The 14283-nt window shown below is 61.2% G+C and carries 11 protein-coding genes; 6 read left to right on the forward strand and 5 right to left on the reverse strand.

What is annotated here, in order from left to right:
- Positions 1–23 precede the first annotated feature (23 nt).
- A complete protein-coding gene (locus AVO45_RS13325) occupies positions 24–461 on the forward strand; it encodes a VOC family protein (RefSeq protein ID WP_068347716.1) in 438 nt (145 codons plus the stop codon).
- A 419-nt stretch (positions 462–880) separates the two neighbouring features.
- Here AVO45_RS13325 and AVO45_RS13330 read toward each other — a convergent pair whose 3' ends face one another.
- Positions 881–1885 carry an AraC family transcriptional regulator gene (locus tag AVO45_RS13330; RefSeq protein ID WP_169796012.1) on the reverse strand — a complete coding sequence of 335 codons (1005 nt, stop codon included), beginning with the start codon at positions 1883–1885 and terminating at the stop codon, positions 881–883.
- Positions 1886–2071: 186 nt separating this feature from the next.
- On the opposite strand from AVO45_RS13330, the gene AVO45_RS13335 reads away from it, so the two are divergent.
- The 3 genes from AVO45_RS13335 (at position 2072) to AVO45_RS13345 (ending at position 6240) form a co-directional block, all read left to right on the forward strand.
- Positions 2072–2854, forward strand: coding sequence for a DUF2092 domain-containing protein (locus AVO45_RS13335; protein ID WP_068347720.1), 783 nt, complete (start codon positions 2072–2074; stop codon positions 2852–2854).
- A gap of 252 nt (positions 2855–3106) precedes the next feature.
- Positions 3107–3850 carry a porin family protein gene (locus tag AVO45_RS13340; RefSeq protein WP_068347722.1) on the forward strand — a complete coding sequence of 248 codons (744 nt, stop codon included), beginning with the start codon at positions 3107–3109 and terminating at the stop codon, positions 3848–3850.
- A 26-nt stretch (positions 3851–3876) separates the two neighbouring features.
- Positions 3877–6240 carry an arylsulfatase gene (locus AVO45_RS13345; protein ID WP_068347724.1) on the forward strand — a complete coding sequence of 788 codons (2364 nt, stop codon included), beginning with the start codon at positions 3877–3879 and terminating at the stop codon, positions 6238–6240.
- Positions 6241–6728: 488 nt separating this feature from the next.
- Here the strand turns inward: AVO45_RS13345 and AVO45_RS13350 are convergent, their stop codons facing one another.
- Genes AVO45_RS13350 through AVO45_RS13360 form a run of 3 tightly spaced genes read right to left on the reverse strand, consistent with a single transcriptional unit; the run spans position 6729 to position 10725 of the window.
- The gene (locus AVO45_RS13350; RefSeq protein WP_240482139.1) at positions 6729–8627 is read right to left on the reverse strand and encodes an alkyl sulfatase dimerization domain-containing protein; all 1899 of its coding nucleotides are present in this window, start codon (positions 8625–8627) and stop codon (positions 6729–6731) included.
- Positions 8628–8646: 19 nt separating this feature from the next.
- Positions 8647–9648, reverse strand: a complete 1002-nt coding sequence (locus AVO45_RS13355; RefSeq protein ID WP_082688797.1) for a DUF1214 domain-containing protein — start codon at positions 9646–9648, stop codon at positions 8647–8649.
- A 15-nt stretch (positions 9649–9663) separates the two neighbouring features.
- On the reverse strand, positions 9664–10725 hold the full coding sequence (locus AVO45_RS13360) for a DUF1214 domain-containing protein (RefSeq protein WP_082688798.1): 1062 nt from the start codon (positions 10723–10725) through the stop codon (positions 9664–9666).
- A 164-nt stretch (positions 10726–10889) separates the two neighbouring features.
- Here AVO45_RS13360 and AVO45_RS13365 point away from each other — a divergent pair, with 164 nt between their 5' ends.
- Together AVO45_RS13365 and AVO45_RS13370 are read left to right on the forward strand one after the other, a co-directional pair.
- On the forward strand, positions 10890–11894 hold the full coding sequence (locus AVO45_RS13365; protein WP_068347728.1) for a helix-turn-helix domain-containing protein: 1005 nt from the start codon (positions 10890–10892) through the stop codon (positions 11892–11894).
- A gap of 28 nt (positions 11895–11922) precedes the next feature.
- Positions 11923–12768, forward strand: a complete 846-nt coding sequence (locus tag AVO45_RS13370; RefSeq protein WP_068347729.1) for a bestrophin-like domain — start codon at positions 11923–11925, stop codon at positions 12766–12768.
- A 526-nt stretch (positions 12769–13294) separates the two neighbouring features.
- Here the strand turns inward: AVO45_RS13370 and AVO45_RS13375 are convergent.
- Positions 13295–13996 (reverse strand): IS6 family transposase, encoded by a 702-nt coding sequence (locus tag AVO45_RS13375; RefSeq protein ID WP_068347730.1) that lies wholly within the window; start codon positions 13994–13996, stop codon positions 13295–13297.
- Positions 13997–14283 lie beyond the last annotated feature (287 nt).

Consider the following 14283-nt stretch of genomic DNA (forward strand, 5'->3'; position numbering starts at 1 on the left):
TGGACAAGAATAGGAGAGTTTCCATGTCCCAAAGAGGATTTACCGTCCGCGCCCTTGGCGAAATCGCCATCCGCTGTATCGATCTCGACGCGATGGTCGCATTCTATCGTGACGTGATCGGCCTGGAGCCGATGAACGATCCGGAAAACGGCGATATCGTGTTCTTTCGTATCGCCGAGGGCTTTGCCGGTCATTCCGCCGTGCTCGCCCTGTTCCGGCATGACATCGAAGGTGCAGGGAACACGCGGGCGGGCACTGAGCCTCCGGCTTCCGGTCCGGGCTCGACGCTCCATCATCTGGCTCTCAGCCTGCCCTGGGATGAGCAAGAGGCGGTCATCGCGTGGTACGAGATGCTGGAGCGGGAATACCACGTCGAGACGTTCCCTTGGGTTGGCTGGCGCGGGGTATTCACCAAGGATCCGGACGGCAACTCTGTTGAACTCGTCGCAAAGGCACCGTGATATGACGGCCCTATCTGGCAGGGTCACAAACGATCGAGATTTTTCCAGCCCTGCCGAGAAGTTCTGGAGTGATCCCAACCCGCTCATTCGTCTGCGGCGCAGCGAAGGCTTGCTTTGTCCCGCATCTCGGACCTAGACCATTTTTCGAAGAAGGTCTGCTTAAGACGCGTAAGCAGACATTAGCCCACAAAGGCGCTGATCAGCGTTTTGCAACGACTGCTTTCGTCGGCACCGGACGTTCAGATAAAATCAGCGAATGTCTCAGATGCGGGACAAAACGGACCTTCGGCAACGAGACGCCAACTGGCGTTCCCGGCCCTGAGCGGACTTTGTCCAAAGCGAGCCAAGCCGTCGCGCAGTTTAGCTTACCGGTCGTCCGTTCGCCGCGCAGCATTCTTTGCATACAAGAGCTTCGACCGTCACTTCGGACCCCTCGAGATAAGCTCCCCGCGAAACGCCATCGGTGTTTGCCCTGTCCACCGTTTCATCCCGCGCGTAAAGCTGGCCGGGTCGGCATAACCCAAAGCGTGGGCAATGGTGGAGATGGGCTCGCCCAAATCCATCCGCCGCTCGGCTTCCTCCCGGCGCACTGTCTCAAGGATCTTGGAAAAGCTCTGACCTTCACGGTCGAGTTGGCGTTGCAGGGACCGGCGGCTGGTTCCCGCGGCAAAGGCCAGACGGTCAATTGACGGCTTCCCATGCCCAATCATCTGCGCCAGAAGGACTGCAACTGATGCTCCAAAACTGCGATTGGGTCGCAAGGGCGGTACCGCGTCAACGTTCGTCGCGGGCATCCTGTGGTGCCCTTGGCCGGGAAAGGCCGCATCGGCAAGGTGATCGGCAATGCAGATCTCCAACGCCCCGGTGGGCGCAGGCGAAATCGCTTTACCCAGCAAACCCGCCAGATGAGACAACCCGAACCGGGGATGCGGCACCATACGAATCCGCCGCACCGCCGGGGTGACCGGCCCTGCACAGACCAGCAGGGACTCGATCATCGCCGCACAATACTGTTGCACGGCGTGCAGCGTCTCGTCCCCGTCAAAGCGCAGGGTCCACCCCTCGCGCACGCAAAGTTCCCCGTTCGCCTCGGTCAATTCCACGGTTTCGTGTGAACAATGCAGTGGCAAAACCGCAGCGGCCCGGCGCAACACCTGCCGCGGCGTCGCTGATTGTGTCAGAAGGCTTGCCAGCAATCCCAGTTCAGAAAAACCCAGATTGCCCACGATCCGCCACGGCACGTCCGGTCCAAAACTCCGGCTCAGATCCCTCAGCAGCATCGCCACATTGCGCACCGGGATCGCCTTGAACGGGTCCGCGCCATCGACCCAGCAGAGGTCCACAGGAGTCAAATAGCGATCGCGATCGCCCCCTGCCTCGCGTATCCAACGCAGGATTGGAAAGATCGCACCCGCCCGGATCAATGGGATACTGGGCGTCATGCCGTCGCTCCTTTCCTTTGTTCACAAAGGGCAAGTCTCGCGCGGTGGCACCAAAAGTCAAGCAGAGGTGCGTGTATTGATCTCTGTCAAGTCTGGCACAGTAAATCCGGCCGAACATACGAATATCCTTCGTGCAATGCTGCCGAAGGACAAGGAGGAGGGAAACCCATGCTGCGCATGAACGGACGATACCTGCTCTCACTTGCGGTTTGCCTTTCCACCTGGCTGGCCAGCCCCGCGGCGCTACAGGCGGACGAGGCAGATGCCAGGCGGATCCTGCAAGAAATGTCGGAGTATCTCGACGGCTTGGATGGGTTCAATTTCGGTTTCGATGCCGAGCACGAGCTTGTCTCGACGAATGGAGAAAAATTCGGCCTTCGCAGTTCTGGACGCGTGGTCATCAAGCGCCCCGACCGACTGTATATCCACCGTCACGCGGGGTTCAGCAAGTTCGATTTTCTTTATGACGGCCAGACCCTCGCCGTGCAGGACAGCGCCTCGGGGCTGCGCGCGAAGGAGGCCGTGCCCGACGGGATCGACGGGTTGATTGACGAGTTGCGTGACACCTACGGCCGACCGCTTCCGGCAGCCGACCTTATCGTCTCGTCGGCATATGACGTGTTGATGGAGGACGTAACCGAGGTGAAGGATCTCGGATTTGGCGTCGTAAACGGGGTCGAATGCGACCACCTTGCCTTTCGCAACGCTCAAGTCGACTGGCAGATCTGGATCGCGCGCGGCGACGCGCCTTATCCCTGCCTGATGGTCATCACCACGCGGGACATAGCGCAGGCCCCACAATACCGGGTCGCGATCACCAGCTGGTCCGAGGACGCGGGCGAGATCCCCGCCGCGCTGCCCGGCGACGCTTTCTCTGACACAGATATCGGCACCTTCGCGGCCGAGGCGCACGGCTTTCCACCGAACTACACGCTGGAGGACACGCAATGACAGTGTCTGGAAGACTTCTCACCCTGCTCGCCGGAGGCCTGGTGCTTTCCCTCTTCCTGGAAACTGATTTTACCGGTCGTGACACCTCCTCGGGCCTCGTTCCACAAGCCGAGGCAAGGGTGGGACGCCCCGTCACCCCGGTAAGCGTCGCTGGAGCGGGTCGCCGGACGGTCCGGCGGTGCGCCGCTGGCGTCTACAACTGCTGATCGCCGCTACGCGACAAGAAACGAAAATTCTGAAAGGAAACCATTTGTGAAGAAGGTATTCACCACACTCGCACTCGGAGCTGCAGGCATCCTGGCCTCCGCCCCGGCTTGGGCCCAAGGTTCAGATTGGGGATACGAAGCCACAATCTATCTCTTCGCGCCAGAAACCAAGACCGCGATCACCACCCCGGATGGACGGGTCGAAGGCACCCTCAGCTTCAGCGATGCTCTCGACAATCTCGATTTCGCCTTCATGGGGGCCTTCGCCGCCAGCAACGGCCAGTGGAGCTTCATGATCGACTACATGTATAATGACCTGTCTTTCGGCAACGACACGCCCGGTCCGGCCCATTCCGGTCTGAACACCTCGATGACGACCAAGATCCTGAACGGCTATGTCGCCTACCGGGTGTATGACGAAGAGACCGCACAGATCGATCTCGCGGCAGGTTTTCGCTGGTTTGACACCGCCACCACCATGACACTTCTGCCCGGCGCAATGCCCCAGCGCACCGCCACTGCAGATGCCAACTGGGTCGATCCGGTGATCGGCGCCCGTGCCCAGGTCGCGTTCTCGGATCGCTGGACGGGAACCGCCTTTGCCGACTACGGTGGCTTCAGCAGTGGAAACGAAACCTGGCAGGTTCTTCTGACGGCCGACTACGCGCTCAACGACAACTGGCTGCTGCGGGGCGGGTACCGCTACATCTCGGTTGAAAACATCGTCAACGGAAACCCGTTCGAGTTCAGCCAGTCCGGCCCGATCTTCGGCGCCACCTATCGGTTCTGATCCGGCGCATGGAGGAGAACGACCTTATGAAAACGACCCTATTCACCAATCCGCGCACTCTGGCCATGCTCGCCTTTTCCGGGCTGTTTCTTGCCGCACCGGTTCAAGCGGAGTTCGTTCCCGACAGGTCCGTTCTTCCGATCGCTGCACCACCTCCGGCGTTGTTCGACGATCTGGACGTGCGCGACACGACGAAACCACCCCTGTTCCAGGTCTCGGCGCCCGAAGGCGCGCCCAACGTGATGATCGTGCTGGTCGATGACTTGGGCTTTGCCGGAACCAGCGCCTTTGGCGGCCCGGTCGAGACCGAAACCTTCGACCGCCTCGCCGCCGAGGGTCTGCGCTTCGTCAACTTTCACACGACCGCAGTCTGCTCCCCTACGAGAGCGGCGATAAAAAGCGGCCGCAACCACCACGTCAACAACATGGGCGGCATCACCGAAAACGCGACAGCATATCCCGGCGACAACGGTATGATCCCCGACACGGTCGCTCCCATTGCCGAGATCCTGCGCCTCAACGGCTACAGCACGGCCGCCTTCGGCAAATGGCACGAGACCGCCACCTGGGAAACCAGCATCTCGGGTCCGCATGACCGCTGGCCCACACGGCAAGGCTTTGACAAGTTCTATGGCTTCCTCGGAGGCGAGACGAACCAATGGGCGCCGTTCATCTATGATGGCATCCATCCGGTCGAATTGCCGGAAGACCCCGACTATCACTTTCTGACCGACATGACCGATCAGGCGATCGCCTGGATCAAGTATCAGAAGGCCCTGACGCCCGACAAGCCCTTCTTCGTCTACTATGCGCCAGGCGCGACCCATGCCCCGCATCATGTCCCGCAAGACTGGAGCGCACGCTGGAAGGACAAGTTCGATCAGGGCTGGGACAACCTGCGCCAAGAGATTCTTGATCGCCAGATCGAAACCGGGGTCGTGCCTGAGGGGACGATCCTGCCGCCCAAGCCCAAGGCCATTCCCGATTGGGACAGCCTGAGCGACGACGAAAAAACCCTGTTCACGCGGCAAGTGGAGGTGTTCGCGGGCTATGTCGATTACACCGATTACGAAATCGGCCGGCTGATCTCGGCGATCGAGGCCGCCGGGCAGCTGGACAACACATTGATATTCCTCGTCTACGGCGACAACGGCACCAGCGCCGAGGGTGGCCGCTACGGCATGTATAACGAGATGACCTATTTCAATGGCGTCACGCAAACCGTCGAAGAATTGCTTGAATACGTCGATGTCTGGGGCGGACCAGAAACCTATCCGCACCAGGCCGCCGGATGGGCGGTTGCATTCGACACACCCTACAAATGGGTGAAACAGGTGGGCTCCGATTTCGGCGGCACCAAGGTTGGTATGGCGATCCATTGGCCCGCCGGCATCGAGTCCAAGGGTGAGCAACGCGGGCAGTTCTCGCATGTGATCGACGTCGCCCCCACCATTCTCGAAGCCGCTGGCCTGCCTGAACCGCGCATGGTCAACGGGGTGCCCCAAGTTCCCATGCAAGGCACCAGTATGGTCTACACCTTCAAGGACGCCACGGCTCCTGAACGCCACACCATCCAGTATTTCGAGATGTTCGGAAACCGTGCGATCTACAAGGACGGTTGGCTGGCCCGCACCATCCACAAGGCCCCGTGGGAGGCCGAGCCTCGCGCCGCCTTGGCCGACGATACATGGGAGCTGTTCGATACCACCTCTGATTTCAGCCTCGCCAATGACCTGTCAAAGGAACTTCCGGACAAACTCGAAGAACTCAAGACGGTGTTCATGATCGAGGCCGGGCGCAACCACGTCCTGCCCATCGATGACCGCACCTTTGAGCGGTTCGACGCGGCGGCGGTCGGCCGCCCGGATCTCATGGCCGGGCGCACTTCGTTGTCGCTGGCCGATGGCATGACGGGTATGGGAGAGAACGTCTTTCTCGACATCAAGAACCGCTCCAAGACCATCACTGCCAAGGTGGAGGTGCCCGCCGATGGCGGCCACGGCACCATCATTGCGCAGGCCGGGCGGTTCGGAGGGTGGTCGCTCTACATCAAGGATGGAGTACCCGCCTACACTTACAATTTCCTCGGATTGCAGAGCTTCACCGTCGCTGGAACGGCGCCGCTATCTGCCGGGAAGCACGAAATCGTGTTTCAGTTCGACTATGATGGCGGCGGGAAAGGCAAAGGTGGAAACGGCACGCTGGTCGTGGATGGAACCAAGGTCGCGACAGGCCGGATCGACCGGACGCAGCCGCTTGTGTTTTCCGCCGACGAGACCGCGGATGTGGGGATCGACCTTGCTACGGCTGTTGTCGCCGAGATCGGATCCGAGCGGAAATCCCGCTTCACCGGCACGGTTCACGACGTCACAGTCTCAGTCGGCGAATGATTAAGCTTCAGGTTTGTTCGATCTTCACCGGCAAGTAAGAATACCGCTTCCAAGCTACCTCAATGTCTGCTTCAGGTTTCTTGGCACAGGCGTTTCGTGCTTGCAACGAAGGCCCGCTCCCGGGGAGTGCTCAGGCTCTGACGGTTGCAGATGCATCGACGCGGCCGATTGAGCCGTCAGCCACACCGTGGACGAATAAGCGGTCGCTTGCCGCGCACGCATTTGGAAGTCGATTCCTCCCATACGAAATCACCCAGACCGTAATGCTGGCAGACGCGCAACCCGAAGCTTGTGTAGTTTCAGCTCGGCGTGATGGGGATGCAGTTGATCCTGCCGTCGTCGCAGGCGCCGAAATGGACGGTGTCGGGGCCGTCCTCGTTCGGTACGGCCGAGGCCTACCAATCGGTCCTGACCGGGAATGCTCCGTTTTTGGTCTTAGGGTTCTTGTGTGTCGCGGACCCGCAGGCGGGCCCGTGACGGAAGCTGCATCAGTGATTGTGGAAAAGCGAGCCGACAGGCACGACAACGGCCTCTTCGGGAATATAGCGGTCGAAGAGATCAATCAGCCGTGCGGCCTCGGTCGCGTCGCCGGAGACCTCGATCTCTCCGTTGGCAATCAGTGCCGCGGGCGTATCCGCACTGGCGAAGATCTTAGCCCACGTCTCGCCAGCCAGAGTCAGAACCATATCGGGATCGCGGTAGTGGGTGTCGGGGTCGGCCACGAACTCGGCCACGGCACGGCGAATATGCAGGCCACAGGAGCTGCCGTCTGCGAAGTCGAACCGCATCATCGCCTCGGTTTCGCCGCTCAGCTCCGGATTTATGCGCACGCGGAAGTGGTCGACATAGGTCGTCGGGGAGGCCGCGATGACCTCCGGCGCGGGCGGGATGACCTTTGGGAGCACAACCTTACCTTCGAGCGCGAGGGCCTGAGACATCAGGTGCGCGCGATCATTGGCGCCGGTGGCGACATAGGCCATCTGGCGCAGCGCATCGGCCTTGGCTTGGCGAACCTCGGCGTCCTCGGAATCGAGGCGGTAGAGATAATTCACCAGTTGCGCGGCCCAGGCGTATTCCTTCTTCTCCATCGCTTCCGCCGCAGCCTCCAGCACCGCCTCGCGGCCCCCCATCAGCGAAACGAGACGCTCGGCCTCGTCCCATGGCGCGACCGGTTTGAGGTTTGCAGCGTCGTTGTCGTACCAACCGACGCACTGGTAATGGATCGCGGGCGAATAGCTGGAGATCTCTCCGTAATTCTGCAAATTGTTCGGTATCTCGTTAAGATACTCCGGGAAGGTGACAAGGTGGCGAAGCTCGTTCGGCCCTCTCCCGCCCAGAATGCCGCGCAGGCTTTGATCGAGCACGAAGCTCGCACCGTCGAGATAGCCTTCCAGCGTCCTCTGGATGTATTCCTTGCCGACGATGGGGCGGGTGGCGGCAGAGATCAGGACTTCGGGTTGCAGGTCGCGGTTCTGCTTGAGGCCTGCGAGCCACTCGCGGGGGTCTCGGAAGATGTCGCCGCGAACCGAGTAAAGCTGCGGCGGGCTCGACCAGAGCATGGTGGTGAGCAGGATCTCGCGCTCCGGCAGCCAGACGGTGGTGTGCACCTTGTCGTCCGAGCCGTACCGCGTGAAGAACTGCATCTTCACGCCGAGGACGTCCATTTCCTGCCCGTCCTCGACAGGCGTGTTCACCGGCATGAAGGCGCCCTCGTCGGGCTCGAGGGTGGTGGGGACAACCCAAGCGTCCGGTCCCTCGCTGGGCATGAAGGCGTTGAACTGGATCATCAAACGTGCCGTCAGATAGGGCCCGATTTCAGGGAAATATGCCGGCGCTCCACCGGCGTTCGCCTCGACCACGTCATTCAGGTCGGGATGGCCGATCACCATGACATCGTCGTCTCCGTCGGCGAGCACACCGGCCCCGAAACAGGTATGCGAGTGGCCGTAGATGATCGCCTTGACCGGTTTATCGGAGACGGTGCGCAGCGCCTCGAACATCAACTCGCCATCGTGCCTGGTGTCGCCGGTGTCAAAGGCGATCAGCCCCTCGGGCGTGTCAATGACCGCCATCGGCGCAAGCCCGTAGCCGCCAAAGACCCAGACCCCTTCCGCCGGGGTTTCGATGGTGGGTTCGGGCCATGCGACCGTATCGATGCCGTCGAGAAGCCGTTTGTTGGTGATGGCACCGTTCTTGGCAGTGGCCAATTCCACCGGCGCACCCATATAGGCGTCGATCTGCGCGGTGGACGTCGAAATGTCCCACGAGCCGGGCGAACGAGCCGCGGCTGGGGACGGGGCGAGCCCGCCCGCAGCAGACACGGTGGCAAGAGCCGCACCGGAGGTCAGGAGATCACGGCGGGTGAGGCCAATGCACTTTTCGCACATGGGGGGGGACTCCTTCGGGTTACGTCACAGGCTCGAGGTGCGGGAAAGTCCAGCTGCCGTCGAGGATCTCCTCACGCGGCTGGTAGAGACGGATCGTGTAGTTCCACCCCTCGGTAATGGGGATGCAGTTGATCCGGCCGTCGTCGCAGGCGCCGAAATGGATGGTGTAGGAGCCGTCGTCATTCGGGGTGGCGGAGGTCTGGTTGTAGCTGTTGCGGCCGAGGTCGTTTGGCGCGAGGTAGCCCTCGGCGTCGTAGACGGTGATCGACCAGAAGGCGTCCACGGGGACGTCCTTTACAGTGACCGCGTAGGGCGTCTCGCCGTCGTTCATCTCGACGGCGTCGACTAGGGCTTCCGCCATCGCGCCCGGCTGCCCTCCCCAGCCCGCAAGCCCCACGAGGTGTTCAAGAGGATCGATGTCTCCGCTGCGACCGTAGGATTTGCTGGACTCGACACCGACGACCTCGGCGAGATCGCTGATCGCTCGGCGCGCTTTGCTGAGGGCTGCCAGATCCCAATCCGGTGCCTCGAAAAGGCCCGCGCTCCCGCCTTCAATCGAGATCCCGTCTTGCGCGGCCTTGGCTCGAGCGAGATCATCCGGGTCTGAAACGTCAACAAATGTGCGAAACAGAAGAAGCGCGAAACGCGAGCCAGCTTCCTCCTCCGTCAGTTCATAGACCCCCGGCGACGCATGTCCGAAGTTGAAGTGATCCTGGTTGATCACCAGAACCGACTGAAATCGGTTTCCCGCCTTGGGCAAGGTGACGGTCAGGGGCTCGGATAGATCGACCACCACGCCGGAATAGAGCGTGTCCTGGTTGGCCCGGATAACAGGTTGCGGCTTGTCAGCTTCGGTCGTTGTGCGTTCATGGAACAGCGTTCCGATCCCGATGTCGTTATCCGCCATGATCGCCCGGAACATCGTGTCGGTCTCGGCGCGCGCAAGGTTCTGGATCGTGATGTCCTCGGCGAGGGCGGGAACTGGCACGCAAAGCGCAAGAGCAAGCAAAAGACGTTTCATCGTTAATCCTTTCTGTCAGTTCACAGCTTCGACAGCCGGGAAGACCCAGCTGCCGTCGAGGATCTCGGGGCCGGGCTGGTACATCCGCACCGTATAGTTCCAGCCCTCCATGATCGGCAGGCAGTTCACGCGACCATCGTCGCAGCCGCCAAAGTGGACCGTCATTGAGCCGTCGTCGTTACGTTCGCCCATGACGGAATTCACGATGTAGCCATCAATGGCGTTTGGCTCGAAGAAGCCCTCGGCATTGTAAAGGCTGACCGACCAGAAGGCGCCCACCGGAACCTCGGCAGGCATTTCGAGTTTGTATTCGCCGACCGGCAGCCTGGGCTCGACACCCAGATAGAAGGCCTCCTCTTCCGGCAGCAGACCCCAGCCAACCGCCGTGACGAGAAAGTGCAGCAACGGGTCGACGTCATCCTTGGCTCCGGCGGCGCCACGGGTTCCCGCCGTGGCATAGCGGCCCAGTTCCAGCGCCGCCCGCACAAGACCCTCGAAGCTTTCCTCGTCGTAGTTCGGCAGGATGAAAGGATCGGCTGAGGCCGCCTCGATCGTCATCGCGTCCTGAAGAGCGTTGACCGCCGCAATGTCACCGGGGTCGTCGGCGTCGACCAGAGTGCGAATGAAGACGATGACGTAAGGGGTGTCGAACGTCTCCATATCGAGCGAGTAGGTTCCGCCGCCATGGAAAACTTCGTTCACATAGTGGTCCTGGTTCACGACCATCGCTGACATGTACCTCTCGCCCGCCTCCGGCAGCGTCAGCGTCGCGCCCTCGCTGATGTCGACGACCACGGTGCTGTAGACCGTATCGCGATTCATCCGGATCGTTGGCTGGTCGTCGACCGGGGCCGGCTCGCGGAAATGGAAAAAGCGATTAACGCCACCGGCGAGTGCCACGTATTTGTCGAGTTCGATATCCGTGGCCGCTCGGACGAAATTGTCCACGTTGACCGAGACCTCGCGCGCCTCCAACAGAGCGTCGAGATTGTCGTCGGCCAGTTGTCCAATGGATGGCGCGGCCACAAGCGCGGCGACGACAGTTACGACGAAAGGGCGTAACAGCTTGCTCTTCATGCAAATTCTCCGATTTCTCTTTTGGGTGTGCAGCGGTGTCGGGCTCCCTCAGCCGTGCGAAAAGACGAACTGGACCTGCAGGCGGAATGATTCGCGCAAGCTCTTGAAAATGTTAGCATAGATTTCGGGATCATTTTGCGACAGGATGAAATATGGCTGTTCCCATGGTGAACCTCGTCGAGTTCGCGCACGTGCTCGACCTGCTCGACGGCATTGCGTCTCCGGCGATCGTGAACCGGGCCCTGCAGGCGGAAGGACTGAGAAGGAACGCGTTCGATCCAGATGGTGGTTTCCTGCCCTACGATCTCGAGGCGCGCGTGATCGAGCATGTCGCCCGGGCCATCGGGGATGCTACCCTCGGAACCCGCCTTGCACAGCAATTCGACTACGCCACCTACGACGCCTATGCGCGTTACGTCCTGGGTGCGAAGGACTTGGAAGGCGCCCTCTCTCGTGGACGACGGGCGTTCGGCCTGACGCATCCCGGCTCGGAAATCCTGCTGCACCGACAGGAACGGCACTTGCTCGTCGGACGAAGAACGCAGCTGAACAGTGTCAAAGGACATCGCCATCTCGATGACGGCGCGATCCTGATCATCGGCGGGGTGATCCGACACTTCCTCGGGCCCGACTGGCGCCCGGCATGGATCGAAGCCACGGGCACGGACGGCATCAGCACGACCTATCTGCAGGAGACGATCGGCGCGCCGGTCCGCGCCGGTGCCCAGATGCCCGCATTGGCGATCCCGGAGAGCGACCTCTCCACCCCGAACCCGAGCCCGCCGGGCGCCCGTCAGCGGGTGGGGTTCACCGAGCTACCGTCGCTGATGCGGGTGGATCCGCCCGAAACGATGGCGGCGGCGGTGGAGCAAGTGCTGCGCACCCAGTTTGTGCTCGGGGATCTGTCGGAGGAGGGCGTCGCGAGCCGCCTGTCGCTTAGCCGGCGGAGCCTGCAACGCGCGCTCAAGACGGAAGCGACGTCTTTTCGCGAGGTCAAGGCAAGGTTCCTCGAGCAGCGTGCCCGCGCCCTTCTGGCCGAGACCGATCTGGATATTCCAACCATCGCCCGCGCACTGGGTTACGACGAGCCCCACAGCTTCCGCCGCGCCTTCCGCGCGTGGACAGGCCTGACGCCCCATGCATACAGATTGGCGGTGCGCCGGAAATGAGCGGACGACATGGCAGGGAGGGATAGACATGAACTATACCGAGGCGGTCGACCTCTACTCGGGTTTCGCCGAACCCCTTCTGTCCTTTCCCGTCATCGTCGCCCTTCTCCTGGTCGCGCTTCCAGCGGCGGCCTTCGTCGGGTTCCACTTGGGCAACGTCGAGTATCGCCGTCGGGGATACAACAAGGTCCCGGCAGAGCAGGTCCCGGGGGGCACGTCGCTCGGGGCGATGCTCGCGCTGCTGGGACTTCTCCTGGGCTTCGCCTTCAGCTCGGCCCTCGGCTGGCGCGAGGCGCGGCAATCCACTCTCGTAGACGAGGCCATGGCGATCAGCACCGCCTTCCTCACAGCCGATCTCCTCGACGATCCTGGACGCACCGAGCTCCAGACCCGCATCGTCACCTATGCGCAAACGCGGCTCGCGACCCGGGACGATATCGCGACCCGGGAGGCTTGGACCGACTTCCTTTCGCGAACGTTCGCGGCCCAGGCAGAGATCTGGCCCGCCACCCGGCGTGCGATGGATGCGGAGATATCGGACCCGGTACGCACCGCCGTCGCGCGGAGCGTCACGGACATGCTCGATGCGCATACCCAACGTATCGCTGCAGCCGCCGAGCAGATCCCGCCACCGGCGAAGCTGATGATCGTCCTCGTCGCCGTGTTCGCTATCCTCATCGTCGGCAATCGCTCCGCGCTGCAGGGGCGCCCTCTGACCTGGCGCACCTTCGTTTTCGCCGCCGTGCTTTCGGTCGTGATGATCGTCATCTACGATCTCGACCGCACGCTGGAGGGGACGATGCGCGTCAACCCCGACACCCTGCGCGCGACGATCCACGACCTGGAGACAAGCTTAGCCGTTCGGGGTGGCTAACCGGTAGAGACCATGTACAGCACAAGCATTGCCGATCCGCGCAACCAGAACTGGTCGGTCGCCGGCAAAGCCCCAGACTACGACACCCGCCTGAGACTAGCGCACCTCCTCAACGCAGCGAAGTCAATGAATATGAAATGCGGGGCCGGAGGGTCCCGAGACCAGCTCCTTTCGACGTATCGCCGCCAATGGCCGCAATGGCGAAAGTTCGATTTCTGTTCCATCTCACCGAGCGCCACTGTGGTCGAAATGTTCAGCCTGGGCTCTCAAAAAAACACCAGATGCCAGTGGCTTACAAGTAATTCACCAAATCGGCGCAGTCATCAGGTTCAGAGAATTCGGACCTCAGAGAACGGTTTCGGGCCTGTTTATGCCGAACGAGGTGAATAGCCCAATCGCTATTAACCCTCAAAAACAAAAAGAAATTCCGGGGATACCCGCAAGCGGAGAAACAGTTGTTGAGGTCAGGTGGCGGTGCTATCAGACAGATTCTAACCAGTCTCCACAAGGACAGGATGCTTGCCCTTTATTCCGCGCAGAGACCGCGCCACTCGGCGAGGGCGGCGCGGTTCAGCTTGAAATTTGGTCTTGAGGAGAGGCTTCTCTCCGAATTGAACAGGTTGTAGACCGAGGCGTGGACGGCGGCGAATTTCTGTAAACTTCGCATCCGCCGGAAACGCAACATCGCTCGTTCTCGTCGTCGGAAAGGCAGGTGCGAATTCTCAGCGCGGTTGTTCGCCCAGCGTCCCGTCTCCTGCCGATGGTCAGCGCCCAGCTCTTTCAGAGCGGCGCCATAGGATCTGAGTCGATCAGTAACAATGATCTCGGGGCATCCGTGCTTGCGCATTGCTTTCCTTAGGAATTTCAGCGCGGCCTTCTTGTCACGCGTCTTTGTGACGAAGCTTTCCAGAACCTCGCCTTCGTGATCGACGGCGCGCCACAGGTAACGACGTTCACCGTTGATCTTCACGAACATCTCGTCGAGGTGCCAGCGCCAGCGGCTCGACTTCAGGCCCTCGACGCGACGTTTTCTGATCTCATTGGCGAACAGCGGACCAAACCGGTGCCACCAGAACCGGATCGTCTCGTGGCTGACGTCGATACCGCGTTCATGGAGCAGGTCTTCGACATTGCGAAGCGAGAGCGGGAAGCGAACGTACAGCATCACGGCCAGCCGGATGATCTCGGGGCTGGTCTTGAAGTACTTGAACGGGGATCTCTTCGTCATAATCGGACGTTAGGTGGCGCCTGCCTCCGCGGCAAGCCGTGTTCCTCTGACAGGGCCGATTTAAATCCGGCCCTCAAGGCATTGGAAGAAAGCGATATTGCGCGTTTGGTGGAGCAACCTTCAAGCCCAACCGGCGGGCGGCGCTCTCGCCTCTATATCGTCAATCCGGCGATCCACCAGGCAGGCGCATGACCAGCCCCATGACAAGTCTGACAAAACTGACAGAACCCTTTGGCGGCCAAGTTTTGTCGGTTGTGTCGGTTTTGTCAGGCCAATCAATAGACGGT

This window comes from Ruegeria marisrubri, assembly GCF_001507595.1.
GTDB classification, from domain to species: domain Bacteria; phylum Pseudomonadota; class Alphaproteobacteria; order Rhodobacterales; family Rhodobacteraceae; genus Ruegeria; species Ruegeria marisrubri.